We start from the raw sequence: 24,687 nt of genomic DNA, 5'->3' as shown, positions 1-24,687 counted from the left end.
ATGACGGCGGAATTCACCGGCTGGCATGTGCTGGCCGAGTTCGGTGGTGTCGACGCGACCCTCTGCGACGACCTCGAACGACTCGAATCGGCGTTGCGCGAGTCTCTGATCGCCGCGGGCGTCACCATCTGCGATGTCGTACACAAGAAGTTCGATCCGCAGGGGGTGACTGTCCTCGCGCTGTTGTCGGAGTCTCACGCCTCGATTCACACTTATCCGGAGTCCGGCGACATCTTTGTCGACGTCTTCACCTGCGGAAGTATCGGCGCCGGTGCGTCGAAGGCCGTCGAGCTACTGCGAGATAAGTTGTCGCCCAAAGATGTTCGCATGCAGGTGATCCAGCGTGGGCACGGCTCCACCCGGATCGAGGAGCCGGTCGGCAACGGCCTGACGCGCATCTGGGATCTGCACGAGGTGATCGTCGACACCTATACTCCGTTCCAGCACATGGTGATCGCGCGCACCGAACAGGGCATCAGCCTGTTCTCCGATGACGATCGCCAGTCCACGGAGTTCTCCCAGCTGACCTACCACGAGGCGATGATGGTTCCCGCTTTCGCGCTGGCCGCGAAGCTGGACAAGGTCCTCATCATCGGTTCGGGTGAGGGTGTGGCCAGTCAGATGTCGGTCGCCGCGGGCGCGACGCTGGTCGATCACGTCGATATCGATCAGCGCGAGGTCGAGCTGTGCGCCGAGCACCTGCCCTACGGCTACACCAGCGACGAGCTGGCCGCCGCGGTGCGCGGCGACGGCCCGATCAAGGTGCACTACGCCGACGGCTGGGACTTCCTGGCCAATGCGGCCGAGGCGGGTACCCGCTACGACGTCATCGTGATCGATCTGCCCGATGAGCGGGTCGAGGACGCGCAGCACAATCGCCTCTACGAGTCGGAGTTCCTCTCGCGATGTCAGGCCCTGCTCGCGCCCGGCGGCGTGCTGAGCGCGCAGGCCGGATGCGCGACGATGTGGCGCAACGAGACGTTGAAGCGGTCCTGGAAGCGCTTCCAGGAGCAGTTCGGCACCGTGGTGCAGTACGGCAGCGATGAGCACGAGTGGACCTTCCTGTTCGGGTTGAACGAGCGGATCGATGATCCGGTGCCGGGGATGACCGATCGGCTGGGCACGCTGCCCTACCGCGCCGAGACGGTCGACGCGCGAGCGCTGGTGCGTGGCGCGATCGAACCGCACGCGCTGCGCGTGTAGCAGTACTCCACGTCGAATCGCACCGGGTCCCGAGGGATTCCGGTGCGATTCGAGTTGTGGGTCGGGTCGTGCGTCATCGTCTTATGGCGTGAAGCGGATCTCGCTGTGTCGGGGCGGGGCTGTGGTCGCGTAGCGGATTTGCTGGTTGCCCGGCCGTGTGCGCTGCCATCGGCCGAAGCGTTGGACGAGTACCGCGATGGACAATGCGCCGGTCAGTAGTGCCATTGGTTCGCCGATGCATTTTCGCTTGCCGATGCCGAACGGTTGGCGGGCGGGTCCGAGTGCGATGAACAGTTGGTCGCCCGGATGCAGCGGGCGACCGGCCAACTCGGTATCGACTGCGACATTTCGGAAGATGAGCGGGAACGATGGCCGCTGTGCCACAACGTCGTCGAAAAACGATGTGAGCAGCGGCAACCGGGCGAGATCGGCTGCGGCCGGTGCGCGACTCCCCAGCGTTTGGGCGACTTCGGTCCGCAATTCGGCCAGCTCGACGGGATGGTCGGCCAGCCGAACACATGCCCACGCCTGAGCACAAGCCGTGCTGTCGAAACCCGCCATCAAATGGCTTATCACCTGATCGCGTATTCGCTGAGCCGGAAGTTCCGGACGCACCTGCAGTAGGTGTCCGAGCAGGTCACCGCCGAAGTCTCCCAGGGCGCGCCGCCGCTCGATGATGGCGTGGACTTCGGCGTCCATGGCCGCGATGGCGCGCCGGTACCTGCCGCCGCCGATCCGGAACCACTGCTTGCGCTGGCTGTCGAAGATCGGCTGGGCCAGTCGCAGCACTGTCGCGCAGTCGACGGCTTGCCCGAAAAGATGTTGTGCCAGAAGTTCCACGTTGAGCAGTTTGAATTCGCTGAACACCTCGACAGCTCGGTCCGGGCGCCAGCTATCGATCCGGTCGTTCAATCGACGGACACTCTCGTGCGCGAGCGGCGCCAGATCGGCCGCCGCGAACGCGGGATTGGTGTGTTCACGTAAGCTCCGCCACACGTGCGGATCGTTGACCGCGAACAAACCCTCGTCGCCGGTCGCGTTGCGGATGATCCGGTAGATCGGACCACCTTTGTCGAATTCGCGTGCGCCGGTGCGCAGCACACGGTCGATGAGGTCGCTGTCGGTGATCAGGAAAGACCGGCCCGGCAACGGAACCCTGACCCGCACGATCCCGCCGTTGCGGCGCGCCCGCGCGATGAGTGCGGACGGAATGTCACGGTCGAGGATCGCCCGTCTCCAACCGATCTCGGCTCGAACCTCACTGGGCATAGCCATGCTGCTCCTAGACCGGATACATCGAATCTCAGATCAACAGCGCCGGGTGTCGGTCCGGTTCGGAAGTCCATCGGCGCCCCACGGCAGTCGATGGCATTGCGGTGGTACCGACCGGATGCGAAATGATGTCGTCTCGTGGTGGATTACACGATGGTATTCGACCGGGTACGGGGATCACTGTTGGGTGGTGCGGTTGGTGACGCGCTGGGTGGCCCATCGTATTCCTGCGGCTGAATCAGATTCGCGAACGGTATGGCGTCGAAGGTCACTGGGCGGCCGGTCTCCGTTCGACGAAGGACTCCGACAAGCTGCTTCGAGTGTCGGAATCAGCGCCCATTCCTGCCGCGATCCTGCGGATCCCGCCGAACTCGGGCAGGAATGGTCGCACTGGCCAACATCCGGACCTATGACTGCTTGCGCCAGTCCTCGACATTCATCCCGCCGATGCCCCAATCCGTCAGCGCGACTTCATCGATCACGACGAATGTCGTCGCCGGATCCTTACCGAGCACGTCGCGCAGCAGATCAGTGACTCCTTTGATCAGCTGGGTCTTCTGTTCGCGGGTGACACCCTCGTCGGTGACTTTGATATTGACGTAGGGCATTACGCGGCCCTTCCCGAGATGAACCCGCCATCGACGGGGAAGATGTGGCCGGTGGTGAAGGCGGCGTCCGCGAGATACAGTACTGCCGCGGTGGTTTCGCTCACCTCGCCGATTCGGTTGAGCAAAGCCAGTCTGCCCGAAGAGTTTTCGTCGCCGTCGCCGAACAGTGGGGTGCGAATGATGCCCGGGGCAACGGCATTCACTCGAATCCCGTCCGCAGCGAGCTCCGCCGCCAGGCTCGTTGTCAGCGCGTGTACACCGCCCTTACTGACCAACGCCGCAGACGCGGGCAGCCCGGCCAGGGCGTGGTTGATCAGGACCGTTCCGATATTCACGATGCTGCCACCAGTTTTCTGCGCCTGAAGCTGCCGCACCACCGCCTGCGTGGTGAAGTAGGTCCCCCTCAGGTTCCCGTTCAGGTAACTGTCCAGATCCGCCTCGGTGACTTCGACGAAGGGCTTGGCTCCGAAGATCCCTGCATTGTTCACCAGCACATCCACTCGGCCGAACCGGTCGACTGCGAGGCGCACCAGCTCGGGACCTGTCGCGGGCGCACCGATATCACCGGCGAATACGGCCAACTGTTCCGGTGCATCCAGCGAATCCGCCACCGCCGCAAGCTTGTCCGCATCCCGCCCGTTGAGCACGACATTGTCGCCGCGCTCGACGAAGGCCCGAGCGATATCGCGCCCGATCCCACTGGAGGATCCGGTCACGATGACCGTCTTGACCATATTTCTCTCTCTTTCTCATGATCCCAGTCGATACGACCGGTCGTCTTAGAATGGACGTGCAACTGTCAAAGCCGAACATCCCTACAGTTCAGGGCCGGAAATAGTCATCCAGTAGTCGGCGCAGACACTTGTGCAGCGGTTCGAGCGAGCGCTGCATCTTCATTCTGATCACCGCCCCCTCCCACGACTCCAACAGCAGATCCGCCAGCTCGGTGGCGTCGATATCATGGCGAATCGTCCCGAGCCCCTGCGCCCGGCGCAGCGCTGCCGCCACCCCGTCCCGCCAGGAATTCCAGGCATCGGCCAACGATTCCCGCAACACCTCGCTGCCCTCGAGTTCCCCGCCGAGGTTCGCGATCAGGCATCCGCCAGTGAACTCCGCCTGCACGAAATCGTCCATGAGCCGCCCGAAGAACGCGCGCAACCCGTCGATCGGATCCGGCGCACTCGTCAGCGCCTCGGCCAAATTCCGCTGCACGCACAGCGAATGGTGGTCGATGATGGCCTGCCCGAAACTCTCCTTGCTATCGAAGTAGTTGTAGAACGAACCCTTTGGCACCCCGACCGCATCCAGGATCTGCTTGATACCGGTGCCGTGATAGCCATTCGTCAAGAATCCGGCAGCCCCCTGCTCCACCAGAAGCTGTCGAGTGTCATCACTGCGTCGCGGTCGCGCCATGCGATTAATATATGACCGGTCGTCTTGGAATAGCAAATCCAACCCATCACCAGCCCCGACTCAGAGCTGCCGTCGCCACTCGGCACACCGAACCACGAACCAGCCCAGATGCTCGGCGGCAAAACGCTCAGGGTACCAATCATCCTGCGCGACACCAGAAGTCCACACATACGTCCAAGCCGATGCCACCGTATCCAGCCGAACCCGGCGCAACTCGTAGTCGTCATCCTCGAACGCGTCCAGCACCGCCCACTCGTCCGCGTCGAGTCCGGACAGCACCACACCACGCGCGACCCCATCCGCGGCGGGCACCAGCCCCGGATACACCCGCCCCGGTAGTGCCGCCGCCCGCCACCCGGTCAATGCCGCCGCCACCAATTCCGGACACCGCCCGATCAACTCGACCAATACCTCCGGAAACTGCAACGTCCCGTAGACGAACAGCCGATCACCCCTCGCAATCGAGCCACCGGCCCGCGGTTGCGGCGCGGCCGACCGCGTGCCGAGCACAACCGCGCCGGACTCGTCCATCGCGAACCCCTTCGAACCGTCCACCAGCGGAGATTACGCCCGGTGCACAGTGCGTGCGCGACAGAATCCACCCGACACCGACGCCTGCTACCGGAAAATCGGTGTCCGGGCGCGTAACCTGCGGCAGGAGCCGATACCGCCCTCCGGGCCGCCATCGCCCGCATGCTCCACCATGCGAGGGCCGAGCATCGCGAACATACCGAGGAGTCAGGAGCATTCGCCCGCTAGGCGCTACAGGAAGGCACCCATGATCCGGCGCACGCTCGCAACGGGGATCGCCGTCGCCATCGTTTCGGCCCTGCTGGCCGGGTGCGCGAACGCACCCGACCACCGCCCGCAGGCGGATCGGCTGCGATCCGAGATCGGCGCCATGCCGGGCGTCGAAAGCATTTCGGTCGACTATTCCAACGACTTCACCCGGGGTACCTACCTGGACCTGGACCTATCGATGCGCACGGCCTCCGAAGCGCAGATCGCGGATGTGGTCGCCCGGATCAACACCATCAAGCAGCACGACTTCGACTCCTACCGGCAGTCGGCCGACTTCGTCGTCGGCAATCGACTGGAGTTGAAGGCGGGCGCCGAACTGGACCCGAACCGCATCACCGCCCGTACCCGTGGGTTGCGCCGACTCGGCGCGAGCCTGCCCGGCGCCGCGATCACCTGGAACACCTACGGTATCGAGATCGAAAAGTCACCGCCCACAACGGATTCCCTCGCAGTCGTGCGCACAGCCCTCGACAATGATCCGGCGCGAGTCACCATCCGGCCTGCCGACCAGGAGCCGGTGTGGACCGTCGACTTGCCGTTCGGCCCGCAACAGGAACACGACATCAACACCCTGCTGGGCACCCTCGCCCTCCCGGTGGCCTATGTCCGCGTCGACAGCGGACATATCGCGAATCTCTCTGTCGGAGTGCACAGCCCGGACACCGCCTACCAGGACCTGACCGCGGTCATCGCCAGGACCGGACCGACACCTGAGCATCCGATGGATCTGCGCTGGAACTGGGGCAGCTTCTCCCCCGACAAACAATTCACCGGCAGCGTCAAGATCGCCGGATGCTCCGACGGCGCCAGCGCCGCAGATGCCCATCCGGAGCACTACCTGACCCCCGACGCCATCGTCCTGCAGCGCCGACTACGCACCGAATTCGAAACCTGCCAATAGCGCTGTCTTCGGTGCGAGCATCCCGTGAAAATCATCATCCGTACCGAATACAGCGAAACGGTCGTCCAATCGAGCACGGCATCCCGCAGGGGTTATGCGGCCGGACGGAATGCATCGGCGTTGCGGGCGCACCACTCGGCGAACGTGCGTGGGCTCCTGCCGAGCAGCCGACGGACGGTATCGGTGCGGAACCCCACCGTATCGGCGCGCATCAATTCGAACCCTTCGATAATCGCCGCGGCCAGTGCGGGTGGCGCACCGCCGGGGTAGCGGGACTGCAACGCTTCCTGCGGTGTTGCCGCCTCGCGCACCTCGATGGCGCGGCCGATCGTTCGGGCGATGGTCGCGACTTGCTCTGCGACAGTGCATGTTTCGGCGCCGGTGAGGGTATAGGTCACGCCTTGGTGACCGTCGTTGGTGAGGACTTCGGCCGCCACGGCGGCGATATCGGCGGGATCTATCGGGGCGTAGCGGCCGGGGCCGGTGGGATCGAGGACCGCACCGCCGGAGCGAATTGTCCGCGCCCAGGCCAGCGCGTTCGTCATGAAGCCACCGGGGCGCAGCACGGTCACCGGAATGCCGGATTCGGCGACAATCCGCTCACGCTCACGATGCCAAAGCCCCATGGCCGGTACGGGATCGCCCATCGCGTTGAAAGACGACAGCTGCACGATATGCCGTATCCCCGCTGCTCGCGCCTCGGCCACCGCGCTCACCGTGTGCGCCGATCCGATGCCCGGCACCAGCAGGAACAGTGCGTCGGCGCCGTCGAAGGCCGCGGCGAGGGTGGCTGGATCGTCCAAGTCACCGACGATCAGCTCACCATGCCCGGACTCCGCGGCACGAGCCGGATCACGAACCAGGACGCGAAAATCCGCACCCCTGGCATCGAGTTCGCCGACGAGTTCACGGCCGATATTTCCGGTGCCACCGGTAACAACTATCATCATATCTCCATATCATTAGCCGTCTAACGAATAAAACGTTAGACGGCTAACGATCAAGCGTCAACGCCTGGCGACCACGACAAGGAGGCCGACCGTGCCCGAATTCCTCGACCTGCACGGCCGCAGTTCGAAGACGCTGCGCGCCCTCGCCGATCGCGAGATGCGCACGCTCGGACTACATCTGGGCCAGAATCACGTCTTGGCCCTGCTATGGGAGCGCGACGGCCGCACCCCGGGCGAAGTTGCCGCGGCCCTGAACGTCAGCACCCCGACCGTCGTCAAGATGGCCACCCGCATGAGCGCGGCCGATCTGCTCGAGCGCCGCCGCGACGAGCACGACAATCGCCTCGTCCGCCTCTGGCTCACCGATAAGGGCCGCGCCCTGCAGCAGCCGATCGAAGCGCAGCGACAAGCCTTGGAGGACAAGGTGACCGCCGATCTCACCCCCACCGAACGCCGCTACCTGATGAGCGCCCTGCACAAAATCCACCGCACGGCAACCGAACTCCTCGGCGACTCGGCACCCTGATCCCGCACACGCGGGGGTGCACCTGGCAGCGGGTGTTGCTCAGTTCGCTCCGGGCCGCTGGGACCGGATGATCTCCGCGAGCCGTGCGTAATCATCGGCCCGGGCGGTCGACGCACGAAACGCCAGACCGAGCTGGCGCCCGGGCGCGGGTGCGGCGAAGTGCGCGGTTTCCAGTGTGCCGCGCGAGGTTTCGGCCTCGACCGCCATCTCCGGAATCAGGGTCACGCCGAGACCGCCTGCGACGCACTGGACTACGGTCGCCAGCGAGGCGGCACGGGTATCACCGACCGCGCCCGGGTGCGCGTCGGCGGAGCGGCAGAACTCCAGGGTCTGATCGCGCAGGCAGTGCCCCTCGTCGAGGAGCAGCAGCGGCAGCGCAGCGAGGGTGGCCGGGGCAATATCGGTGCGACCGGCCAGCTCGTGGCCGCGCGGGGTAACCAGCACGAATTCCTCGGTGTACAACGGGATCTCGACCAAGCCGGGCGCTTCGGTCGGCAGCGCGAGCAACGCCACATCCAGGACCCCGGTGCGCAGACCCTCCAGGAGCCGGGCGGTTTGGTCCTCGATCACCTGGGGAATCAACGCGGGCAACACCTTGCGCAACTCGGGCAGCAGGCCCGGCAGCACATACGGGGCAACCGTCGGGATGATGCCCATCCGCAGGGTGCCGCCCAGACTGTCACCGGTCGCCGAAGCGACGAATCGATCGGCCGCCTCGAGGGTGGCCATCGCCTGCGGCAGTAGCCGCATACCCGCGGCGGTGACGAGCACCCGACGGGTACTGCGCTCGATCAGCTGCAGCCCGAGCCCGTGTTCCAACGCGGCCAGTGCCTGCGATAACGTGGGCTGGCTCACACTGAGCCTGGCTGCCGCGGTGCCGAAATGGCGGTACTCCGCAATCGCTACGAACGCACGCAGCTGCGACAGGGTCGGCTGATAAGTCTGATCAGTCACGCCTATCAGTGTAGTGCGACTGATCACGTTTACCTTTCACCGGCCTTTGGGCAAGATCACCAGTGAGCTTTTCGATCCACTCGCTCTAGCAACCCGACTGACGAGGAGACAAGCATGGCTTTGCTGACCATCGGCGACCAATTCCCGGCATACAACCTCACCGCGGTGATCGGCGGTGACCTGTCGAAGGTCGACGCTCAGCAGCCTGACGATTACTTCACCCAGATCACCTCCGACGACCACGCCGGTAAGTGGCGCATCGTCTTCTTCTGGCCCAAGGACTTCACCTTCGTGTGCCCGACCGAGATCGCCGCCTTCGGCAAGCTCAACGAGGAGTTCGAGGACCGCGACGCCCAGGTGCTCGGCGCCTCGGTCGACAACGAGTTCGTACACTTCCAGTGGCGCGCCCAGCACGAGGATCTCGCGACCCTCCCCTTCCCGATGCTGAGCGACCTCAAGCGTGAATTGGCCTCCGCCACCGGCGTTCTCAACGCCGACGGCGTCGCCGACCGCGCCACCTTCATCATCGACCCGAACAACGAGATCCAGTTCGTCTCGGTGACCGCGGGTTCGGTCGGGCGCAATGTCGACGAGGTGCTGCGCGTGCTCGACGCACTGCAGTCCGACGAGCTGTGTGCCTGCAACTGGAAGAAGGGCGACCCGACCATCAACGCGGGCGAACTGCTCGCCGCGAGCGTCTGAGCATAGCCGATACACCTGAAAACCCCTGAATGAGAAGAGGATTCGCCGAATGAGCATTGAGACCCTGAAGAACTCCCTTCCCGAGTACGCAAAGGACCTCAAGCTCAATCTGTCGTCCATCGCACGCACCACCGTGCTGAACGACCAGCAACTGTGGGGCACCCTGCTGGCTTCGGCGGCCGCGACCCGGTCGGCAACGACGCTGCGTGAGATCGCCGAGGAGGCCGCGGACAACCTGTCGGCGGAGGCCTACAACGCCGCACTCGGCGCCGCCTCGATCATGGGCATGAACAATGTCTTCTATCGGGGCAAGGCATTTCTCGAGGGCCGCTACGACGATCTGCGTGCCGGTCTGCGGATGAACATCATCGGCAACCCGGGCATCGACAAGGCCGATTTCGAGCTGTGGTCGTTCGCGGTCTCCTCGATCAACGGCTGCGCCCACTGCCTGGAGGCACACGAGAAAACGTTGCGTGAGGCGGGCGTCTCGCGCGAGGTGATCTTCGAATCGCTGCGCGCCGCCGCGATCGTCGCCGGTGTCGGCCAGGCCGTGCAGTCCACGGAGGCGCTGGCCGCCGCCGCAGTCTGACATCTCGTCACGCCGAGCGACGGCCCCGCCCCAAAAGGGTGGGGCCGTTGCCGTTTCCGCGTCGACCGGTACATGTCGGAGCGGCTCGCTAGCCTGTCCGCGATACGCACCTCGTGAACAAGGGAGCCGGGCCGATGGCTGTCCGTACGCCGCCGACAGATGCGGACACCTGGGTGGTACCCACCGCCTGGTGGCCGAAAACCGATCCATTTCGGGGACGCTGCCCAATGACCAGGGTCGCCGTGAATGTGGCTGCGGCAGAGTCGATCTCCGAAACGTTGGCGCACTCCGCGGAGCGCATCCGCGCCATCCTGAGCCACTCCGGCTCACACCGAGTGCTCGCCCAGCGGGGCGCACAGTACCTGTCCCGGCCGGGCACCGATCCGCTCGGCGCGGCCGTCTGCGCCGCGATCGGCATGGACGCGAAGCTGTTGGATGCCGCCGACCTCGGCCGGTACTACGACAATCACACGGATCTGGCCGATTATCTCGTCGCCACCCACGGCCTCGGATTCGCCGTCTCGACCGTGGCCGCGCTCACCGGCGTCTACGCGGAGTCTCAGTCGTCGAACATGTGGAGCGGACAGTCGGGTCCTGCCGACTACCAGGTGACGGCCCAGCGGCGCGATCCGCCCGCGACCCTGGTCCGGCGGTTGCGCACGCTGCTGGCCGCGTCCAGTGAGATGGACTATGCCGATGCCCTCGACCAGGCGCGGCAGTTGCGGCGCGGGACGCTATCGATCCGGCTGCTGACCTCCTACCTGTTCCCCACCGAACAGCACTGGGTAACAACCGATCTCGCCGATCCGCAACTCACCGATAGTTTCGGCTCGACCTTCCTGCTCGCCTCGGTAACCGATCCGGCGCACGCGCACCGCATCATCGATCTGCTCGGCTGGCAATGGCACCAGCTGCGCGACAACAAATCGCTGATCTACAGTCTCGCCGCGCATCTGGGCCCCGACGCGGCTCCCGTGCTCATCCGGCTCTATGAGCGAGGTCGAGGCAACAGCTCCGCGCCCGGCCTGGACGCCGTAGCTCGCCTGCTCGCCCGTCTCCCCAGTGACACCGCGCTGGACTTCCTGGCAGAGCACGCGTGGCGCAATTCCACCGCCGCGGCGCTGCTCGCGTCCACCACACGGTTTCCGGCTCGTGCCATGCGGGTGCTGGCTGCACGGACCACACGCCACCAGAGCGTCGACGATTTCCGCCAGCACGTCCGACGCCACCCGGAACTCGCCGCCGCCATGCGGGCGGAGTTGCCCGAATCCGCGCGACAACTGGTCGCCGAAAGCCTGCCCGGCGTGACGATCAATACCACCCCCGCCGAGGTGATACCCGCGATCCTGCGTGACCCGCCGTGGGATCGACCGCGCCGCAAGCCGACTCCCGCCATCACCCTCGAAGCGCCTACAGCCGTGCGGGTTTCGTGGCGCGATGGTGAGCGGGAGCACTGGCTCGACCGGCGCACCATGCTCACCGAAGCCGAGGTGCACCGACGTCTGAAAGATGGCGCATCCGATCCCGGCCGCGTCGGCGACTGGCTGCTGCAGGCGCTGGCCCAGGTCGATCTCGCGGTCGCCGAGCCGCACCTGCGCACCGAGTACACCGGCTGGTTGCTCTGGTCCATCGACGGATTGATGGCGGTTGCGGCCGCACATGATGCGGCCGCCAACGACCTCGTTCTCGGCGCCGTCGTGCAGGACCCGCGTGAACTCGCCGCCGCGATCGCGCCCTTCGAAAGCCGGACTGCCGCAGCACTCGTCGTCGACTGGCTGGGGCTGCGCTCGCGCCGACGGATCGCGCTGGATTGGCTGCGTCGCCATCCCGCCTATGCCGCCACCGCAGTCATACCGGGTGCGATCGGCAAGGCGCGCAAGGCAAGACGCACGCATGGAGCCGCCTTACGCACTCTCGCCGCGCTCGGGCATACCGACGCGATCATGGCCGCCGCGGATGCATATGGTGTCACCGCCGCCACGCGTGAGCTGCTCGACATGGATCCCGCCGAGATCGTGCCCGCGCGGACTCCCGTTCTCCCGCATTGGTTGTCGATTCTGGAACTGCCGCCGATCATGTTGACGAGTGGCCATGCCCTGCCCCTACGCGAAGTCTCCACCCTCGTCACATACATGATGCTGTCGGAGCCGGGCGAACCGCATGGTGCGCTGGCCCGAATTCGCGAGCATTGCGACACTTCGACTCTCGCCGCCGCAGCCGGTGCGATCTTCGAGCAGTGGAACAATGCGGGCGCGCGATGGAAGGACACCTGGGTCTGGGAAGGATTGGCCGCCTTCGGAAATGACGATACCGTCGCCGACTTACTGCCGAAGATCACCTGGGACATCGGCAAGGACAACGCGCTGGACGTACTCGCCGCCATCGGCTCGGATTTCGCCTTGTCGGCATTGATCGAGCTGTGCGAGCAGGGGCGAAACGCCGCGGTCCGGTCGGCGGCACAGCTTCGAATCACCGACCTCGCCGAGGAATTGGGGCTGACCGAGGATCAACTCGCGGACCGGATGACTCCCGATCTCGGTCTGCGTCCCGATGGTACGGCGCTGTTCGACTTCGGGCCGCGCCAGTTCGTCCTGGGCTTCGACGAACAACTGGGCCCCGTCGTCACCGGGGTCGACGGCACCCACCACCAGACCCTGCCCACAGCGGGCCGCCATGACGATGCGGCGATGGCCGCCGAGGCGACCGCGAGATATCGTGCGATCCGCAAGTCCGTCAAGAAGTTCGCCGCCGAGCAGATCAAGCGCCTCGAACGCGCCATGGTCGCCGAACGCCGCTTCACTCGGGACGAACTGTGCACCCTGTTCATCGCACATCCGATGCGTATCAACCTCACTCGCCGCCTGGTCTGGGCGACATACCGCGACGGCCAGCTGGTCGACTCGTTCCGCATCGCCGAGGACAACAGTTTCGTCGATGCCGCCGATAACGGCGTCGACCTCGCCGAGGAAGTCGTCATCGGAATCGCCCACCCGCTGCACCTCGGCACCGAGCCGACTGCCGCCTGGGCGGGCGTGTTCGCCGATTGCGAACTGCGGCAACCATTTCCACAGCTCGGCCGGGAAATTCATCACCCGGAACCCGTCCTGCTCACCAGTTCGTCGGTGCCCATTCCCGATCCGGCCGCCGTCCCCCTACGACGCATTCACGGCCTCGCCGACCGCGGCTGGAATCCACCGGAGCGCGGCGACGGCGGCCGCATCGACACGTTCGAGAAGCGGCTCCCGAACGACCGGCTCTTGCGCATCGGGATCGATCCCGGAATGGAGCCACTCGAACCGGTCGCGCCCGTGCACGAACTCACGTACGCCGCGCTCGCCGGCAGCACCTTCGTCGATCTGAGCCCGGTCACCCGCTCGGAGATCCTGCGCGATATCGCCTGGCTGTGCGCCCCGCACTGAACGCGAACGGCCCGCCCGAGTGGGCGGGCCCGTTGCTCCGATCGACCAGGCCAGCCGGTCGGCGATCTTCTCGAGCTCCAGCTGGCAGTACAGCACGCCGAGTCCGAAGGTTTCAGCAGGAAGCCGCAGGTACGAGCCGTTGGGAACCCCCCCAAGCCGAAATTGGGGCATAACAGGCAAACCGGCACACCGAAGGCCGATTTGTCCCAGACACAGATTCGCCGTCCGATCATGAGACCACTGTTGAACAGCCGGTAGGCTCGCGATCATGGGTACACAAGGTGAACCGGAAGCCGCAGGCACGCGGATCGAGGTCGTGCGAGTATTCACCGACTCTGCCGGGCGTGGCGGTAACGAACTCGGCATCGCCCGCGCGGGCGATGTCACCGACGTGGACCACCAGGCGCTCGCGGCGAAGGCAGGCTTCAGCGAGACCGTCGTCGTCGCGGATCCGGTCGACGAGGTCGCCGAGATGCGCATCTACACGCCGACGATGGAACTGCCCTTCGCCGGGCACCCCTCGGTGGGTGCCGCGTGGTGGTTCGCCGAGCAGGGCGTTCCGGTGCGGGTGCTGCAGGTGCCCGCGGGCCCGGTCGCCGTCGAACTCATCGATGGCCTCACCTGGATCAGGGCGCGCGGCGAATGGGCCCCGGAGTTCACCTTCCACCAACTCGGGGATCTCGACGAACTGGCGAACCTGCGGCCCGACGACTTCGCCGAGGGCAAGCACTACCTGTGGACCTGGACCGACGAGCACCGTGCCACATTGCGCTCGCGGATGTTCGCCCCTTCCATGGGTCTCGCCGAGGACGAGGCAACCGGGGCCGCCGCGGTCGCCCTCACCGCACTGCTGCGGCGCAGCCTGATCATCACCCAGGGCAAGGGGTCGCAGATCTTCACCGAGTGGGACTCCGACGGTTGGGTGCGCTTGGGCGGTCGGGTAGCCGCCGATTCGGTCATCGAGCTGTAGCTCAGCTCGACGGCCGCGACCAGCCGACGGTCGAATCCACCCCAACGGCACGCCGTCGCGGACACGTCACCGCCCGCAGGGCGGCTGTCTGCCGCGGTTACCCGGAGACGGCGGCGATCAGCATGTAGGCCGTGCCGAGATCCATCACGATATGGGGCACCATCGCTGACGACAGCGCGCGGCTGGCCAAGGAACCAGTCCGGACCGAACCGGCTGGCCCCGAAGGGGACCGCGTGACATCAGGCTCGCCCTGAGCAACGGGTATCGAACCGGACTCGATCGAACCGGACCGGGCCGTATCCAGCAGCATCGAACTGGCCTCAGCTGAACTCAGTTGAACCGAGCCGGTAGACGCGCCGATCGGATGTCCCAGCCAGCGCTGCCGACGTCCGGTGCTCGCCGCGACGATCAACGCGATCGCATCCACCGCGAACAGCGCGGCAAGTGCCAGCGCGGGAACTGGCGTCGGCCCACCGGTATGCCCATCCGCACCGTGCCCGGATATCGCGTACAGCATCGCGAACGCGACGATGATGTGGTAGCCCAGCGCAACCATCCGATCGCCGGGCACCAGCCGAGCCGCACTGCGCCACTCCACAATTCGATCCACCAGCAATGCCGCGAATACGACGATCATCGCGAGGAGCACCCCACGCAACGCAACCGGGTTCGCCCCCGCGGGAAAGATCAGCATCGCGAGCATGACCAGACACATGATCAGATGCGCGGCATCGGATTCGTGACACGCCACCGCACCTTCGCCCATCGAATTCGCTTGCGGACGGCCCGAATTGGCCGCATTTCCGACGACGACGAGCGGGACCGCCCCGTCGTCACCACACTCCCCTGCCATCCGCCGCATCCCACCGGCCGGTGCCGCCAACCGCCCGAGCACCACCACCGACGCGAACAGAAACGCCACAACCACCGACCACCGCAAGGCGGCATATTCCTGAGCGAATTCCACCACTACCACCTCCCGACGCCACTACCCACCATCCATGCTCGCACTCGACGCGCACTCGAGCCGCCCTTTCCGCACCAACACACCTCGGCACACCGTTTATCGCGACACGCACTCCCGACATGAGTAGGTCCTCCTCATCGTCGACGACCTGCGCGACACACGTTGGACGCGGATCCCGACAAGGGTGCGATCACCGCCACCTCGCACACTTCGCCGAGTCGGCATCCAGCGGAGCAGATCCGCCGAATCAGTCTGCTTCGGACGTCTTGGTCACGAAATGACCTGTCCACCAGGACATTCAGCGCTGAGCGACTACTGGGCAATGCTCGGGCGGAGGCGGTCGGTGGCGGTGCGGGCGAAGCCCGACTACGCGCCCGATCCGGAGGCGGTCGCGGATGCCATCGTCGATTGTGTCGAGCATCGGCGCGCCGGACTGGTGGTGCCACCGAACGGGTGGTTCCGCACGGCGATGCCGGATCCGGTGCAGTTACGGCATACGATGCGGCGGATGCTGGGGATAATGTGAAACACTCAGCCCGGAAGCCCCCGTAGCACGCGCTCGAGCACCTTGCCGGTGGGGTTGCGCGGGAGTTCATCGATGAACAACACATCACGGGGCACCTTGAAGCGGGCCAGGTGCGTCTCGACGTACTCGCGCACCTCGTCCTCGGTAAGCGAATACCCTTCTCGCACAACGACTACCGTACGCAGGCGCTGACCGTACTTGTCATCGGACACGCCGAACGCGCTGACCTCCGCCACCGCAGGATGCGCCGCGAGCAGTTCCTCGACCTCGCCGGGGAAGACGTTCTCGCCACCGGAGATGATCATATCGTCATCGCGCCCGTCGATGAAAAGCCTTCCGGCACTGTCGAAGTGACCGACATCGCCGGTGGACATCAACCGCCCGATGCGGGGCTTGTCACCGCCGCCGGTGTAGCCCTCGAACTGATAGTTGTTGCCAACGAAGATCCGCCCGGTGACGCCGGGACCCACCTCCCGGTCGTTGTCGTCGAAGATCTTCACGATAGTGCTCGGCACCGGAGAGCCGACACAGCCCGGCTCCGCCGCCAGGTCCGCGGGCGTGGCGATGGTCGCGTAGGCCACCTCGGTGGATCCGTACACGTTGTAGACCACCGGCCCGAACGCTTCGGTCACCCGCACGCACAAGTCCGCACCGAGCTGGGATCCGGCGACGAAGATGATCCGCAGTCGCGAGAAATCGCGTCCGGCAAAGGCGTTCGGTCCGGCGTCCACCATCCGCTGCAACATGACCGGCACCGCGATCATGGCGGTGGCGCCGTGCCGATCCAGACTATCCAGCACCGCCTGTGGGTCGAAGCGACGCCGGATGACCAGCGTCGAGCCGAACCCGACCGCTAGGACGGCATGCGCGAAGCCGAGCGTATGGAACAGCGGCGCCGGGCATTCGGTGATTTCGCGCGCTCGGAACGGCACCTTGCCGAGGATGGCACCCAGTGGCGACAGCGAGGTCGGATCACTGCTGCGCGGCGCGCCCTTCGGGGTACCGGTCGTCCCGCTGGTCAGCAGGACGATGCAGGCAGCGGTGCGCGGTTTGCGCGGTGGCGTGCGCGCAGCGCCCGCGATCAGATTGTCCAGGGTGTCGACGCCCGGCTTATCGACCCAGGCGCGGTAGCGGCCGCGCCGCGGCGTGAAATCGCCGAGCATACTGGCGTATTCGTCGTCGAAGACCAGCAGATCGGCGCCCTCGCGGGTCACCACCTCGCGTAGTTGCGGACCCGCGAAGTCGGTGTTGAGCAAGATGATTCGGGCGCCGCACTTGGCGGCGGCGAAAACCGAGTAGTGGAAGCCGCGGTGGTTGCGCACCAGGATCGCCACACCTTCACCGTCGCGCAGACCTCGCGCGCGCCAGGCGTTCGCAAGTGCGGTGCTGCGCTCGTCGAGTTCGCGGAAGCTGACGCGGCCGAGTTCGTCGACAATCGCGGTGCGATCGCGATAGCGCAGGGCGGCAACAGTCGTCAGCCCGCCGAGCAGTCCCGAGCGCAGCACCGCCGCGCCCATTCTGGCAATCCGATCCGGACGTTCGGGCGTCGCGAGTCCGGCACGTACGGTCAGGGCGGCGTAATAGGTCTCATCGGCGGCTCGTCGTGCCGCGGTCGCGGCCAGCGTCCCGACCCTGTTGGCAAACTTCATGATTCGATCCTCACGTTGTCCGCGTCCGCCCGCACGTCGGCCGGCGCTGATACACCACGCCGTTCGGAATTCGCCACCGATCGGCGGATCGAACGGCTCGCGTTATCGACCAGGATCTCCGGTGCGCCGAATGCGGCGAGCACCCGGTCGGCGACGGCATCGATGCCCTCATCGGTGGGCAGGTCTCCGGCGATCGCGTGCGCCACCCCGCCGCGCTCACCGATCTCGCGCAGCAGCACCGCCAGTTCGTCGGCACGCCGTGCCATCACCAGGGTCGTCGCACCGGCCGCCGCGACCGCCTGGGCCAGCGCCCGGCCGATCTCGCTGGACGGCCGGTAATGAGCACTGTGCGCCCCACGACCCGATCGGCCAGCGACGGCGCCAAGGGCGCGGGCAGGCGGCGCGGTTCGATCAGCACATTGTTCGTGTACTGCGCGAACTTCTCGAACATCGACATCGTTGTCCACCTGAGGTGAGGGCAAGTGCCCTCACAGTAAAGCGTGCCGGAGGCGTTCGTCGAGTACCGACCCAGACAGTAGTGTCTACATGCACGGTCCATGATGGACGAATGTCCAGCGATATCGACGAGCACCTACCGAGCCGAACCGGCGCCCTGCGGATCGTGGTCGACGATCTCTCCGGTCCTGAGGTGGCGGCCCTGCTCACCCAGCATCTGGCCGAGATGTACGACAACTCGCCCGCCGGCAGCGTGCACGCACTCGACCTGGAGGCCCTGCGCGGCCCGAACATCACCTTCTGGAGCGCCTGGGAGGAGCGCGAACTGGCTGGTTGCGGCGCACTCAAACAACTCGACGCCACACATGGCGAGATCAAGTCGATGCGCACCGCCTCCGATCGCACCGGCCGCGGCACCGCCTCCACCCTGCTGAACCATCTCATCGCCGAGGCCCGTGCGCGCAGCTACCACCGGCTGAGCCTGGAGACCGGGGCCTCCGACTACTTCGCCCCTGCGCAGCGGCTCTACGCCCGGCACGGTTTCGAGGTCTGCGCACCCTTCGCCGACTACGTCGAGGACCCGCACAGTGTGTTCATGACCTGCATCCTCTGACCCACGCCGAGCAAGTCGGATGCTGCCGCATCAGCACCGGAGCCCGCGCATCGGCTCTACGCTCGTCCCAGCTCCAGATCTCGCCCCCTAACCATGCCGAGGATCGGCACAGCGTCTTCATACCTCGCCCCATGACCTACAACCACCCAGTCGGCGGTCGCGTCGGCATCCCGCTGCCGGACGCAGCGGTGGTCTCGACAACACATCGAGGACTGCGTCCACGGAATCCGTTGTCGGACTGCGCATCGTCGACCGTTCGCGCCCGACCGTTCGATCAGCGCTGCCCGGATCGTCGCCCGTGCGAGTCAGGCGGCGTTGATCGCGGTGATCAGCGTCCGATTGCCCGCCGTGCGGGTCGTGACGATCTGGGTGAAGGTCTGTGGTTGCTCACCCGGACGCTGCTGAGTGAGCCGGACCTCCCAGTGCGCCTCCCCCGCATCGCTGCCTGCACGGGTGATCTGCGCGCAGTAGAGCGTGCCCAGGGGCACCTGGTTGATGCCGCGCTGGATCTGGTCGGCGGCGGGCACATTCGCGTCATCGGCAACGACGCCACGCGCCGCGAACCCGGAACGCTGCACGTAATAGGCACGTTCGAAGGCGAGGATCGCCGAAGGGCCATCGCTGGTTCCGCCCGGATCGGTGCCGGAGATGACATCGCCGGTGCGCCGCTGTTCACACCCCGGAGTTGCGACCGCCGACGGTTGATCGCCGGGTGCAGTGGTCGCCGGGACGTGCCCGGTGGTCCCCCGCGCGACGGCCGGTGTGGTCGCCGCGGCGGGTCGCTTCTGCTCACCTGAATCGCCGAAGACGAACATCACCACCGAAACCACCGCAAGCACCACACCGAGCACGATCAGCACCGCGACCACCCGATTGCCACCACCCGGTTGGGGATCGCGACGCCGCTGCGGATGCCGCAGTGCTGGACCGGGATTGCCGCCCGACCGATCGATGATCGTCGGCACGACGGAACCGGTCTCCGCCGGTAGCGCGGATTCGGCCTCGACCGGGTGGGTCATGGTCCGACTCTGATCCGCCTGCGGTGGGGTCTCGGCGGGGCGGCGCGGTTCGAGCCATTCCTGCCAATCCCCGGACGGCCGGGGGCGGCGCGGCCGATCGGGCGGATCGAGCGGATCGACCCGGGGAGCCCGCCGTTGGCCCGAACCGCGGCGCGGGTTCGAGCGCCGTCGCCGCTTCGAGTCCGGGGCGGCGGGCCGGACCATGGGCAGTCCGGTATCGAACGGATTGCCCTGCTTCTGGCTCGGAGAGCCGGAATCAGAGCTCGTCATCGTCGAATTCGCCGATCACCGCAGGCGGGACGGTCGCCATGGCGGTCGGCACGGTGACGCCGAGTTGGCCGTCGCCCGGGCGGCGGTCCTCATCCGATCGCGGTGACGGCGGCATCGCCAGACCACCGGTGCTGCCCGGCTGGTTCGCAGGTTCCGGCGCGGACGGTCGCGACGGCGGCGTATCCGTAGCGGCCGGTGCCTGCGGCCCCGGTGCTGGCGTCGGCGCGGGAGCCGGTCTCGTCGCGGTGGATCCGTTGGGCGGGATCAGCGAGCTGGTACCGGCATTCGGCGCTGGCTTGGCCTGACCCGATCCGCCGCCGAAATCGATCACGTTCGACGGTTTGCTCGCGGACTCGCCGGTGGTCGAGTTGGTGGTGCTGCCGGGATGGATGAGTTCGGGAATCGCCTTGTCGATCGCCTTATCCGCGGACGTGGCCACGGTATCCATGGCATGCGTGCCGACCTCGGCGATCTTATCGATGAGGTGGGTGCCGATATTGACCCCGGCCTCGATGGCGGCGGTGCCCACCGAGACGCCCGCGTTGATCAGGTACTGCTGCAGCTGGAGTTGGGCCGCCTGCACCGGGTCCAGGGGCGTTGTCGTCGTGACCCCTGCGGTTGTGGTGCCGTTCGTCGTACCGGGCACGACTGTTTGCTGGGTGGTGCCGATGCCCTGGGGCGTGGTGACCGTCAGCGGTCCCATCGCGTCCAACCGGGTGGTGTGGCCATCCATTTCCGACTGCGCGGTGCTGACCGCGGTAACGGCGTCCCGCAGCGCCTGAGTGGCCCGCGCGATCACGGCATCGCTATCCGAGGACGCGCTCGCGGTGCTCATGATCTGCCGGGCGTCGCGGCGGAAGTCCGCGATGATCTGGTCCACCTTCTGCGCGGCACGGGCGCTGGTGGCATGGGCGTCACCGAGTACCGACAGGTATTCGGGGCCACGGTCGGAGATGTCGCCGATCTGGGTTTGGGTGGTTCGCAACGCCGGAACGGCATCGTCGGCGGCGCGTGAGGTCCAGGTCGACTCGAGTGCGTGCAGACCGTCGCGGTGTGGCCCCTCGGCATCGGCGACCTGGGTGGATGCCATGGACAGCGCGTTGACGACGGACCGGTCCGGCGTCGCGACGCCACTGCCGAGCGAGGCGCGCAACTGCAGCAGCGGCTCCACCAGCGCGGCCACGATCGGCGGATCCACATTCGGGTCGACGGTGGTGACGGGAGTTGCGGCCGCGGTGTCGGCGGGCCGCCGTCGGAGCAGTCGTCTCATGACAGCACTTCTCCTTGCCGGGCAAGGGCGCCCGCGGAATCGACATCGATGCCCTGCATATCCGCGCTGTAGTCGCGCAGCACCTGCCCATAGGCGGCCACCAATTGCCCTGCGGTCGAGAGCGCTTGGACGTGCTCGTTCACCTTCTCGGTGAACCGGGCGACGAATGCGGCACCGACCGGTCCCAGATCGGCGACCAGCCGCTCCGGATTCACCGCGCCACCCGCGACAGCCGACGCCGAGGCCAGCTGTTGCGACACCGTATTCGCGATCGTGGTGTAGGCGGCCATCGCCGCCGGGTCGAGCTTCAGCGCGTCCACTGTTCCCCCTTAATACGGAAACCAATCTCTCGCGTCATATTTCGACACTCCGAGCGTACTTGGGACCCGGACGATGTGCGCCCGATCCTGTGTTCCGACGGAGTCTATGCAGCATCGGCCGGCGCCTGGGCGACACCGGCGCCGTGCGATAGACGCCGAGGTCGGGATGCGGAAACGATCACTTTCACCTCGCGGCGGTCCTATGCTTAGCGTGACGAAGTTGGTCCCATCATCACCCTGGCGACCCACGCACAGGGTGCCACAAGGGGAGAGGGGTCAGAAGCGTGAAGAATCGCAAGCGTTTTCGAAACTGGTCGATCAGATCCGCAGCGCTGGTCGGCGCCGTCTCGGCCGGGTTCCTGATGGCCGGCACGGCGCAGGCCGAACCATTGTGGCCCGGTGGACCCGATATCGGCACACCGGCGATCATTCCACGAGCTCCCGTTCATGCACCGTGTGGCGAGACCGCACGGATGTGTATGCGTCTGTCGACGAACGAAGCCTGGCTGATGGACAACGGCAAGGTGACCTTCGGTCCGACCCCGATCTCGCATGGGCGGCCCGGATACGAGACACCCCCCGGCGTCTTCAAGGTCGCCTTCAAGAGGGAAGACTTCTGGAGCACTATGCACAACGCTCCGATGAAGTGGGCCGTCTTCTTCAATGGCGATATCGCCACCCACATCGGCCCCATCGAGGAACAGTCGCACGGCTGCATCCGGATGACCCCCGACGGCGCCGAGGCGACCTACCGTTACCTCAACCCCGGTGACGTAGTCGAAGTCGTACGCTGACACCGCCTTTGTCGATGAGCAAGGGCCCGAGCGGAATCCACCGCCCGGGCCTTTCTCCTGTGATCCGCGGCCTTACCGTTCGCCGACGAGCTGCGGGTCGAGAGTGGCGTCGTCTTCCATGACCGCTTCGCCGCGGGCGACCATGCCCGCTTCGTCGGAGAGTTTCATCTGAGGGATGAACAGGGCCAGGAGGAAGGCGGCTATCGCGCCGGGGATCAGGTACCAGAAGCCGGGTACCAGGGCGTCCACGTAGGCGCCGACGATCGCATCGTGCAGAGCGTCGGGTAGATGTTTGACGACCGAGGGGACCAGGGCGCCCGGATTCAGTTTCGCGGCAGCGGCTTCGGGGCCGTGGGAGACGAAGACGTCGCTGAGACCTTCGGTCAATCGGTTGGTGAAGATCGAGCCGAAGATGGCTACGCCGAGTGCGCCGCCCATTTCGCGGAAGTAGTTATTTGCGCTGGTCGCGGTGCCGATCTGATCGGGGGCCACCGCATTCTGCACGACAAGAACGATGATCTGCATGATCAGGCCGAGGCCAGCGCCCATGACGAAGAGCATCGCGGATACCACCCACATCGGTGTATCGGCGTCAAGGCGGGTCAACCACAGCATGTCCACGATGATCAGCGCCGCGCCGAGGGGCGGATACGCCTTGTAGCGGCCGGTTTTGGTGACCATGGTCATCGAGGTCATCAGCGCGATCATCAGGCCGACCATCATCGGGATCAGCAGCAGACCCGATACCGAAGCCGAAGCGCCCGTTGCCATCTGGAGATAGGTCGGGAGGAAGGCGAGAGCGGCGAACATCACAAGGCCGACCAGGAAACCGATCGCGGAGGTCAGCACGAAGGTACGGCTGCGGAACAACCACAGCGGCAGCATCGGCTCCTCGGCGCGCGCCTCCACGAGTACGAAGGCCGCTACCACCGCGATGAACGCGGCGATCATCGTGACCATAACCGTTGAGCCCCAAGCGTATTGCTTCCCGCCCCAGTCGGTGATCAGGATCAGCAACGTGGTCGCCGCCGACATCAATACGACACCGAGGTAGTCGGGGCGGGTCTTGGGCCGGTGACTCGGGATGCTCAGGTAGCGGAAGGCGATGAACAGCGCGGCGATACCGATGGGCACATTGATCCAGAAGCACCAGCGCCAGCCGAGGTGATCGGCGAAGAAGCCGCCGAGCAGCGGACCGGCGACCGAGGTGATACCGAAGACCGCACCCATCGGAGCCATGTATTTGCCGCGGTCCTTGGCGGGCACCACATCGGCGATAATGGCCTGCGCCAGGATCATCAGACCACCGCCGCCGACACCTTGCAGGCCGCGGAAGGTGATGAACTCCCAGAAGCTCGTCGACGCCGCGGCGCCGATGGAGGCGACCGTGAAGATCGTGATGGCGAACAGGAACGGCCAGCGACGGCCGAACAGGTCACCGAATTTGCCGTAGATCGGCATCATGATGGTCGTCGCGAGCAGATACGACGTTGCGGTCCACGCCATATTGGAGATGCCGCCGAGGTCGCCGACGATGGTCGGCATAGCGGTGCCGACGATCGTCTGGTCCAGGCTGGCCAGGAACATCCCCGCGATCAACGCACCGAAGATGAGCCAGATTCGCTTCTGGGTCAGCACAATTGGCGCGGTCGGTGATTCAGCCGGCGCACCCGTCTCCTGGCCACCACCGCCCACGGAATCGCTTCGCGATGCCGCACTATTCATCGGTCACCTCTCTTTTTCCTACCGTCGGGCTGTTCGAACAGCCGGGCGGCCATGGCACAGTGTTCGTGTACTGCCGCCGCCAGCGATCCGGTCGGATCGGCGGCCGAGGACATGGCTGCCCTCGTGGTGATAGTCGTCATGAATCCCGCTGCCAGACCGGCGAATTCGGGTGATACGGCGGTGCCCAGTCGCGCCGAGAGAAGGTCGGTGATGACGCTCTGCAATCGAGCACCCGATGCGACGAACGCCGCGAGTACTCTCGGATCGGACTTGATGATCTGCGTGACCAGCGAGATGCCTTCGCGCACAGTACTTTCGGATTCGAATCCGTGCGCGAACAACCAGGTGAGATCGTCCATCAGCGCACCGCTCGGTCCGCCGGCGAGGAACCGCTCACGCAACTCCGGTGTACCGATCTCACTGATCGGCCCCACTACCGCATCGATTTTCGTCTCGTAGTAGTTGAAGAAGGTGCGGGGGGAAACCCCGACCGCTCTTGCGATGTCCTCGACGGTCGTCGCATCCAGCCCGCGCTCGACCGCGAGCCGTCGTGCGGCCAGGCAGAGGTCGAGCTCGGTCTGGCGCTTCTTCTGCTCTCGCAACCCGATCGGCCGCTCGTCGCGCTTCGCCTTGGACATGTCCGCCAAAGTAGCACAAACTGCAATTTTTCAGAAAGTGCAAGTTCAGCGGCACTCGCCGCGGAGGAGATCGGCCGGGGCACCCCGGCCCCAGGGCGACCGGGGATGATCGCGCACACTGTGCCATACGGA

General features: G+C 65.9%; 25 protein-coding genes. 10 read left to right on the top strand and 15 right to left on the bottom strand.

Annotated features, from left to right (window positions below):
• Positions 1-1,203, top strand: a complete 1,203-nt coding sequence (gene speD / locus ACQP1G_RS14665; RefSeq protein ID WP_433203748.1) for an adenosylmethionine decarboxylase — start codon at positions 1-3, stop codon at positions 1,201-1,203.
• A gap of 81 nt (positions 1,204-1,284) precedes the next feature.
• Here the strand turns inward: speD and ACQP1G_RS14660 are convergent, their stop codons facing one another.
• The 5 genes from ACQP1G_RS14660 to ACQP1G_RS14640 all read right to left on the bottom strand — a co-directional run bounded on the left by ACQP1G_RS14660 (position 1,285) and on the right by ACQP1G_RS14640 (position 5,051).
• A complete protein-coding gene (locus ACQP1G_RS14660) occupies positions 1,285-2,478 on the bottom strand; it encodes a cytochrome P450 (protein WP_433203745.1) in 1,194 nt (397 codons plus the stop codon).
• Between the two features lie 404 nt (positions 2,479-2,882).
• Positions 2,883-3,083, bottom strand: coding sequence for a tautomerase family protein (locus tag ACQP1G_RS14655; RefSeq protein WP_433203742.1), 201 nt, complete (start codon positions 3,081-3,083; stop codon positions 2,883-2,885).
• Positions 3,083-3,817, bottom strand: coding sequence for an SDR family NAD(P)-dependent oxidoreductase (locus ACQP1G_RS14650; protein WP_433203739.1), 735 nt, complete (start codon positions 3,815-3,817; stop codon positions 3,083-3,085). Before ACQP1G_RS14650 ends, ACQP1G_RS14655 begins: the two co-directional genes overlap by 1 nt.
• Before the next feature lie 88 nt (positions 3,818-3,905).
• A complete protein-coding gene (locus ACQP1G_RS14645) occupies positions 3,906-4,496 on the bottom strand; it encodes a TetR family transcriptional regulator C-terminal domain-containing protein (RefSeq protein ID WP_433203736.1) in 591 nt (196 codons plus the stop codon).
• Between the two features lie 60 nt (positions 4,497-4,556).
• A complete protein-coding gene (locus tag ACQP1G_RS14640) occupies positions 4,557-5,051 on the bottom strand; it encodes a gamma-glutamylcyclotransferase family protein (protein ID WP_433203733.1) in 495 nt (164 codons plus the stop codon).
• A gap of 223 nt (positions 5,052-5,274) precedes the next feature.
• Here ACQP1G_RS14640 and ACQP1G_RS14635 point away from each other — a divergent pair, with 223 nt between their 5' ends.
• A complete protein-coding gene (locus ACQP1G_RS14635; RefSeq protein ID WP_433203726.1) occupies positions 5,275-6,198 on the top strand; it encodes a hypothetical protein in 924 nt (307 codons plus the stop codon).
• A 92-nt stretch (positions 6,199-6,290) separates the two neighbouring features.
• Here the strand turns inward: ACQP1G_RS14635 and ACQP1G_RS14630 are convergent, their stop codons facing one another.
• Complete coding sequence (locus ACQP1G_RS14630; RefSeq protein WP_433203723.1) at positions 6,291-7,148, bottom strand: SDR family oxidoreductase; 858 nt, start codon at positions 7,146-7,148, stop codon at positions 6,291-6,293.
• A 91-nt stretch (positions 7,149-7,239) separates the two neighbouring features.
• Here ACQP1G_RS14630 and ACQP1G_RS14625 point away from each other — a divergent pair, with 91 nt between their 5' ends.
• Positions 7,240-7,674 (top strand): MarR family winged helix-turn-helix transcriptional regulator, encoded by a 435-nt coding sequence (locus ACQP1G_RS14625; protein WP_433203720.1) that lies wholly within the window; start codon positions 7,240-7,242, stop codon positions 7,672-7,674.
• Positions 7,675-7,713: 39 nt separating this feature from the next.
• Here the strand turns inward: ACQP1G_RS14625 and ACQP1G_RS14620 are convergent, their stop codons facing one another.
• Complete coding sequence (locus ACQP1G_RS14620; protein ID WP_433203717.1) at positions 7,714-8,628, bottom strand: hydrogen peroxide-inducible genes activator; 915 nt, start codon at positions 8,626-8,628, stop codon at positions 7,714-7,716.
• 114 nt (positions 8,629-8,742) lie between these two features.
• On the opposite strand from ACQP1G_RS14620, the gene ACQP1G_RS14615 reads away from it, so the two are divergent.
• From ACQP1G_RS14615 to ACQP1G_RS14600, 4 genes are all read left to right on the top strand, one after another.
• Positions 8,743-9,330 (top strand): peroxiredoxin, encoded by a 588-nt coding sequence (locus tag ACQP1G_RS14615; protein WP_433203714.1) that lies wholly within the window; start codon positions 8,743-8,745, stop codon positions 9,328-9,330.
• 49 nt (positions 9,331-9,379) lie between these two features.
• Positions 9,380-9,919 (top strand): carboxymuconolactone decarboxylase family protein, encoded by a 540-nt coding sequence (locus ACQP1G_RS14610; RefSeq protein WP_433203711.1) that lies wholly within the window; start codon positions 9,380-9,382, stop codon positions 9,917-9,919.
• A gap of 227 nt (positions 9,920-10,146) precedes the next feature.
• Positions 10,147-13,338: a DUF4132 domain-containing protein gene (locus tag ACQP1G_RS14605; RefSeq protein WP_433203708.1), complete on the top strand. Its 3,192-nt coding sequence runs from the start codon at positions 10,147-10,149 to the stop codon at positions 13,336-13,338.
• 268 nt (positions 13,339-13,606) lie between these two features.
• Positions 13,607-14,308 carry a PhzF family phenazine biosynthesis protein gene (locus ACQP1G_RS14600; RefSeq protein ID WP_433203705.1) on the top strand — a complete coding sequence of 234 codons (702 nt, stop codon included), beginning with the start codon at positions 13,607-13,609 and terminating at the stop codon, positions 14,306-14,308.
• Positions 14,309-14,405: 97 nt separating this feature from the next.
• Here ACQP1G_RS14600 and ACQP1G_RS14595 read toward each other — a convergent pair whose 3' ends face one another.
• Positions 14,406-15,275 (bottom strand): DUF5134 domain-containing protein, encoded by an 870-nt coding sequence (locus ACQP1G_RS14595; RefSeq protein WP_433203702.1) that lies wholly within the window; start codon positions 15,273-15,275, stop codon positions 14,406-14,408.
• A gap of 343 nt (positions 15,276-15,618) precedes the next feature.
• Between ACQP1G_RS14595 and ACQP1G_RS14590 the strand changes: the two genes are divergently transcribed.
• Positions 15,619-15,801: a hypothetical protein gene (locus ACQP1G_RS14590; RefSeq protein WP_433203699.1), complete on the top strand. Its 183-nt coding sequence runs from the start codon at positions 15,619-15,621 to the stop codon at positions 15,799-15,801.
• Positions 15,802-15,806: 5 nt separating this feature from the next.
• Here ACQP1G_RS14590 and ACQP1G_RS14585 read toward each other — a convergent pair whose 3' ends face one another.
• Positions 15,807-17,450 carry an acyl-CoA synthetase gene (locus ACQP1G_RS14585; RefSeq protein ID WP_433203696.1) on the bottom strand — a complete coding sequence of 548 codons (1,644 nt, stop codon included), beginning with the start codon at positions 17,448-17,450 and terminating at the stop codon, positions 15,807-15,809.
• Complete coding sequence (locus tag ACQP1G_RS14580; RefSeq protein WP_433203693.1) at positions 17,447-17,932, bottom strand: SDR family NAD(P)-dependent oxidoreductase; 486 nt, start codon at positions 17,930-17,932, stop codon at positions 17,447-17,449. The genes ACQP1G_RS14585 and ACQP1G_RS14580 overlap by 4 nt, the downstream gene beginning before the upstream one ends.
• Before the next feature lie 86 nt (positions 17,933-18,018).
• On the opposite strand from ACQP1G_RS14580, the gene ACQP1G_RS14575 reads away from it, so the two are divergent.
• On the top strand, positions 18,019-18,519 hold the full coding sequence (locus ACQP1G_RS14575) for a GNAT family N-acetyltransferase (protein ID WP_433203690.1): 501 nt from the start codon (positions 18,019-18,021) through the stop codon (positions 18,517-18,519).
• 305 nt (positions 18,520-18,824) lie between these two features.
• On the opposite strand, the gene ACQP1G_RS14570 is transcribed toward ACQP1G_RS14575, so the two are convergent.
• From ACQP1G_RS14570 to ACQP1G_RS14560, 3 genes are read right to left on the bottom strand one after another with little or no spacing between them, the layout of a single operon-like run.
• Positions 18,825-19,808, bottom strand: a complete 984-nt coding sequence (locus tag ACQP1G_RS14570; protein WP_433203687.1) for a hypothetical protein — start codon at positions 19,806-19,808, stop codon at positions 18,825-18,827.
• On the bottom strand, positions 19,795-21,078 hold the full coding sequence (locus ACQP1G_RS14565) for a hypothetical protein (protein ID WP_433203684.1): 1,284 nt from the start codon (positions 21,076-21,078) through the stop codon (positions 19,795-19,797). The genes ACQP1G_RS14570 and ACQP1G_RS14565 overlap by 14 nt, the downstream gene beginning before the upstream one ends.
• A complete protein-coding gene (locus ACQP1G_RS14560) occupies positions 21,075-21,398 on the bottom strand; it encodes a hypothetical protein (RefSeq protein ID WP_433203681.1) in 324 nt (107 codons plus the stop codon). Before ACQP1G_RS14560 ends, ACQP1G_RS14565 begins: the two co-directional genes overlap by 4 nt.
• A 479-nt stretch (positions 21,399-21,877) precedes the next feature.
• On the opposite strand from ACQP1G_RS14560, the gene ACQP1G_RS14555 reads away from it, so the two are divergent.
• Positions 21,878-22,192, top strand: coding sequence for a L,D-transpeptidase (locus tag ACQP1G_RS14555; RefSeq protein WP_433203678.1), 315 nt, complete (start codon positions 21,878-21,880; stop codon positions 22,190-22,192).
• A gap of 72 nt (positions 22,193-22,264) precedes the next feature.
• Here the strand turns inward: ACQP1G_RS14555 and ACQP1G_RS14550 are convergent, their stop codons facing one another.
• Together ACQP1G_RS14550 and ACQP1G_RS14545 are read right to left on the bottom strand one after the other, a co-directional pair.
• Positions 22,265-23,917, bottom strand: a complete 1,653-nt coding sequence (locus ACQP1G_RS14550) for an MDR family MFS transporter (protein ID WP_433203675.1) — start codon at positions 23,915-23,917, stop codon at positions 22,265-22,267.
• Positions 23,914-24,555, bottom strand: coding sequence for a TetR/AcrR family transcriptional regulator (locus tag ACQP1G_RS14545; protein ID WP_433203672.1), 642 nt, complete (start codon positions 24,553-24,555; stop codon positions 23,914-23,916). Before ACQP1G_RS14545 ends, ACQP1G_RS14550 begins: the two co-directional genes overlap by 4 nt.
• Between the last annotated feature and the right edge of the window lie 132 nt (positions 24,556-24,687).

Origin of the sequence: Nocardia sp. CA-107356 (assembly GCF_050946365.1) — a bacterium.
In the GTDB taxonomy this organism is placed as follows: domain Bacteria; phylum Actinomycetota; class Actinomycetes; order Mycobacteriales; family Mycobacteriaceae; genus Nocardia.
The sequence above is the reverse complement of the archived record's forward strand: the minus strand, read 5'-3'. Positions and strand labels throughout refer to the sequence as shown.

Bases quoted from the DNA above. Each gene is read 5' to 3' on its own strand.
- speD (WP_433203748.1), top strand. From the start codon at position 1: ATGACGGCGGAATTCACCGGCTGGCATGTGCTGGCCGAGTTCGGTGGT.
- ACQP1G_RS14660 (WP_433203745.1), bottom strand. From the start codon at position 2,478: ATGGCTATGCCCAGTGAGGTTCGAGCCGAGATCGGTTGGAGACGGGCG.
- ACQP1G_RS14655 (WP_433203742.1), bottom strand. From the start codon at position 3,083: ATGCCCTACGTCAATATCAAAGTCACCGACGAGGGTGTCACCCGCGAA.
- ACQP1G_RS14650 (WP_433203739.1), bottom strand. From the start codon at position 3,817: ATGGTCAAGACGGTCATCGTGACCGGATCCTCCAGTGGGATCGGGCGC.
- ACQP1G_RS14645 (WP_433203736.1), bottom strand. From the start codon at position 4,496: ATGGCGCGACCGCGACGCAGTGATGACACTCGACAGCTTCTGGTGGAG.
- ACQP1G_RS14635 (WP_433203726.1), top strand. From the start codon at position 5,275: ATGATCCGGCGCACGCTCGCAACGGGGATCGCCGTCGCCATCGTTTCG.
- ACQP1G_RS14630 (WP_433203723.1), bottom strand. From the start codon at position 7,148: ATGATGATAGTTGTTACCGGTGGCACCGGAAATATCGGCCGTGAACTC.
- ACQP1G_RS14615 (WP_433203714.1), top strand. From the start codon at position 8,743: ATGGCTTTGCTGACCATCGGCGACCAATTCCCGGCATACAACCTCACC.
- ACQP1G_RS14610 (WP_433203711.1), top strand. From the start codon at position 9,380: ATGAGCATTGAGACCCTGAAGAACTCCCTTCCCGAGTACGCAAAGGAC.
- ACQP1G_RS14605 (WP_433203708.1), top strand. From the start codon at position 10,147: ATGACCAGGGTCGCCGTGAATGTGGCTGCGGCAGAGTCGATCTCCGAA.
- ACQP1G_RS14600 (WP_433203705.1), top strand. From the start codon at position 13,607: ATGGGTACACAAGGTGAACCGGAAGCCGCAGGCACGCGGATCGAGGTC.
- ACQP1G_RS14585 (WP_433203696.1), bottom strand. From the start codon at position 17,450: ATGAAGTTTGCCAACAGGGTCGGGACGCTGGCCGCGACCGCGGCACGA.
- ACQP1G_RS14575 (WP_433203690.1), top strand. From the start codon at position 18,019: ATGTCCAGCGATATCGACGAGCACCTACCGAGCCGAACCGGCGCCCTG.
- ACQP1G_RS14570 (WP_433203687.1), bottom strand. From the start codon at position 19,808: ATGACGAGCTCTGATTCCGGCTCTCCGAGCCAGAAGCAGGGCAATCCG.
- ACQP1G_RS14565 (WP_433203684.1), bottom strand. From the start codon at position 21,078: ATGAGACGACTGCTCCGACGGCGGCCCGCCGACACCGCGGCCGCAACT.
- ACQP1G_RS14555 (WP_433203678.1), top strand. From the start codon at position 21,878: ATGCGTCTGTCGACGAACGAAGCCTGGCTGATGGACAACGGCAAGGTG.
- ACQP1G_RS14550 (WP_433203675.1), bottom strand. From the start codon at position 23,917: ATGAATAGTGCGGCATCGCGAAGCGATTCCGTGGGCGGTGGTGGCCAG.
- ACQP1G_RS14545 (WP_433203672.1), bottom strand. From the start codon at position 24,555: ATGTCCAAGGCGAAGCGCGACGAGCGGCCGATCGGGTTGCGAGAGCAG.